The sequence below is a fragment of the Butyricicoccus sp. genome (assembly GCF_050872565.1).
Classification (GTDB): domain Bacteria; phylum Bacillota; class Clostridia; order Oscillospirales; family Butyricicoccaceae; genus Butyricicoccus_A.
In genome coordinates this window covers 1-3,026 of the sequence record NZ_JBNMHC010000282.1, presented here as the reverse complement: position 1 = coordinate 3,026, position 3,026 = coordinate 1, and the positions used below count along the sequence as shown (strand labels likewise).

The following is a 3,026-nucleotide window of genomic DNA, read 5'->3' as shown; positions in this document are numbered from 1 at the left end:
TTATCCGGTTATCACGGAAATCGCTCGCTGTCAGCCGAATACAGATCCTGTCTGCGGATATATTTCTGCATGGGATCGCTGCGGGGAAGAAGATGTGATTGAACAACTGCGTATAGACAAGTTGGGATTGTATTATACAGTGTTGCATCAGGCAGGTATCGTGCAGACAGTGGCAGATTTTATCAAATAACACAGCAATCACCGTGCTTTTTTAGCAGGGTGATTTTTTTTGAAAAACCTATTGACTTAAACCTGACTTTAGGTATTATAATGCCAGTGTTATGATGAAAAAAACACGGAAAATAAGGAGGACGTCTCATGTATTTGGAACGAATTGACAGCCCAAATGATGTGAAAAAGCTGAGCTTTGAAGAAATGAATGTGTTGGCGCAGGAAATGCGTGAAGCATTGTTTCAGAAACTGAGCAAGCATGGTGGACACTTTGGACCGAATTTTGGCATGGTTGAAGCGACAATTGCGCTGCATACTGTGTTTGATTCTCCGAAAGATAAAATGATCTTTGATGTTTCCCATCAGAGCTATTGCCATAAAATGCTGACTGGCAGAAAAGATGCTTTTTTGTATGAAGAACATTATGATGATGTGTCTGGTTACAGCGAACCGAGCGAAAGTGAACATGATTTCTTTGTCATTGGTCATACTTCGACTTCTGTCAGCTTGGCTTGCGGTCTGGCAAAGGGCAGAGATCTTACCGGCGGCACGGAAAATATCATTGCCATTATCGGTGATGGCTCCCTGAGCGGCGGCGAAGCACTGGAAGGTCTGAATTTTGCCTCGGAATTGAACAGCAATCTGATTCTTGTCGTCAATGATAATGATATGTCGATTGCAGAAAATCATGGCGGTTTGTATCAGAACCTCAAACTGCTGCGTGATACCGATGGCAAGGCAGAGTGCAACCTGTTCCGTGCGATGGGTCTGGATTATGTCTTTGTCAAGAATGGCAATGACATTCCGTCTTTGGTAGAAGCCTTCCAGCAGGTAAAGGACAGCACCTATCCGGTTGTCGTACATATCTGCACCCAGAAGGGCAAGGGCTATGCTCCGGCAGAACAGGATAAGGAAATGTGGCATTGGTGTATGCCGTTTGATCCGGAAACCGGTAAGCCGCTGATGACCTTTGAAGGCGAGGATTATTCTGAGCTGACGGCACAGTATTTGCTGGAGAAAATGAAGAAGGATCCGGCTGTTGTTGGCATCACCTCTGCAACCCCGCCGATTTTGGGCTTTACTGCAGACAAGCGCAAGCTGGCAGGAAAGCAGTTTGTTGATGTTGGTATTGCAGAAGAAACTGCGGTTGCATTGGCTTCTGGTATTGCAGCAAATGGCGGCAAGCCAGTATACGGCGTGTACAGCACCTTTATTCAGCGAACCTATGACCAGCTGTCGCAGGATCTGTGTGTCAACAGCAATGCTGCGACCATTCTGGTCTTTGCGGCATCGGTATATGGCATGAATGATGTCACCCATCTGGGTATTTATGATATTCCGATGATGGCAAATATTCCGAATCTGGTTTATTTGGCACCGACAACCAAGGAAGAATACATGGCTATGCTGGATTGGAGCGTAGAACAGAATGAACTTCCGGTAGCGATTCGCGTACCGATGACAGTTGTTTCTTCCGGCAAGCCGTGCACCAAGGATTTTGCGAAGCTCAATACCTATGAAGTGACGCAGAAGGGCAGTCGTGTCGCTGTGATTGTTCTTGGCAATTTCTATGCACTGGGTCAGGCTGCGGCACAGGAAATTAAAAAGCAGACTGGTGTTCAGCCGACGGTTATCAATCCGATGTATATCACCGGTATTGATGAAGAACTGCTGGAGAGCCTGAAGGCAGATCATGATGTTGTCATCACAGTAGAAGATGGCATTCTGGACGGCGGATTTGGCGAAAAGATTGCTCGCTTCTATGGAAACTCTGAGATGAAGGTGCTCAACTATGGTCTGAAGAAGGAATTCTTGGATCGATATGATGCAGAAGAAGTGGTCAAGCGCAATCGTTTGACGGCAGAGCAAATCGCAGAAGATACAGTCTCTCTGCTGTAAAGCAAAACAAAGCAACGACGAGATTAGGAAGTTTTTCCTAGTCTCGTCGTTTTTTGATGGCACAATCGCAGGTGATATGATACGATGAAGCTATATAGAAAAAATAGGGAGGAATTTTTATGAAACGCATTTTACTCATAGCAACCGGCGGCACAATCGCGTCATCGGAATCGGCAGAAGGGCTGACACCGGCACTAGATGTCGAACAGCTGGTAGATTATCTTCCCCCAATGCCATTGCTGTGCCAGCTGACAGGTGTTTCTATTATGAATGTTGACAGCACAAACATGACCCCCAAACGCATGGGAGTCATCGCACAAACTGTGGCACAAGCGTATGATTCCTATGATGGCTTTGTCATTGCGCATGGAACAGATACGATGGCATACAGTGCAGCGGCTTTAACAGAGATGCTGCGGCATCTGGGCAAGCCGGTTGTGCTCACAGGCTCACAGATTCCGATGGAAGCACCGGACACGGATGCGAAAAAGAATTTGTCCGATGCGATTCGATTCGCCTGTGAAGACATCTGCGGCGTGTTTGTCGTCTTTGACGGTATCGCAATAGAGGGCACTCACGCGATGAAATGCCGCACCCGCAGCAGACATGCCTTTGAGAGCATCAATTTCCCAATTATTGCACAGATACAAGATGACAGGATTGATTACACAGAAGAAATCAAGACATGTGTATTTTGGCATGTTATGCGCGAGAAAAGCCAGCGGGCATTTGTTGTACAGCCGGAACTGTGCACCGATGTGTTTGTCCTCAAATTGTTTCCCGGTATGGGGACAGAGATTTTTGATTGCATCGAGAAGCAGTTTCGCGGCGTAGTCATAGAGAGCTTTGGCATTGGCGGCATTCCCGATGAACAGCCCAACTTGCTCGCGAAAATACAAGAGCTGGCTCAGGCAGGCGTTGCTGTTGTCATTACGACGCAGTGCCTGTATGAAGGT

3 protein-coding genes are annotated in these 3,026 nt (G+C 46.8%); all 3 read left to right on the top strand.

Features of this window, described 5'->3' with window-relative positions; all coding sequences use genetic code 11:
* Nucleotides 1-190: hypothetical protein (locus ACR0P9_RS10085; protein ID WP_432619768.1), on the top strand; the 190-nt coding region annotated here is incomplete at its 5' end.
* 128 nt (nucleotides 191-318) lie between these two features.
* Entirely contained in the window at nucleotides 319-2,070 is a 1,752-nt protein-coding gene (locus tag ACR0P9_RS10080) for a 1-deoxy-D-xylulose-5-phosphate synthase (RefSeq protein ID WP_432619766.1), read from the top strand.
* A gap of 119 nt (nucleotides 2,071-2,189) precedes the next feature.
* Nucleotides 2,190-3,026, top strand: an 837-nt coding sequence (locus tag ACR0P9_RS10075) for an asparaginase (RefSeq protein ID WP_432619763.1), incomplete at its 3' end; no start/stop codon positions are given.

What these genes read in the sequence shown, in the direction of transcription:
- ACR0P9_RS10080 (WP_432619766.1), top strand. Translation starts at nt 319, where the DNA reads ATGTATTTGGAACGAATTGACAGCCCAAATGATGTGAAAAAGCTGAGC.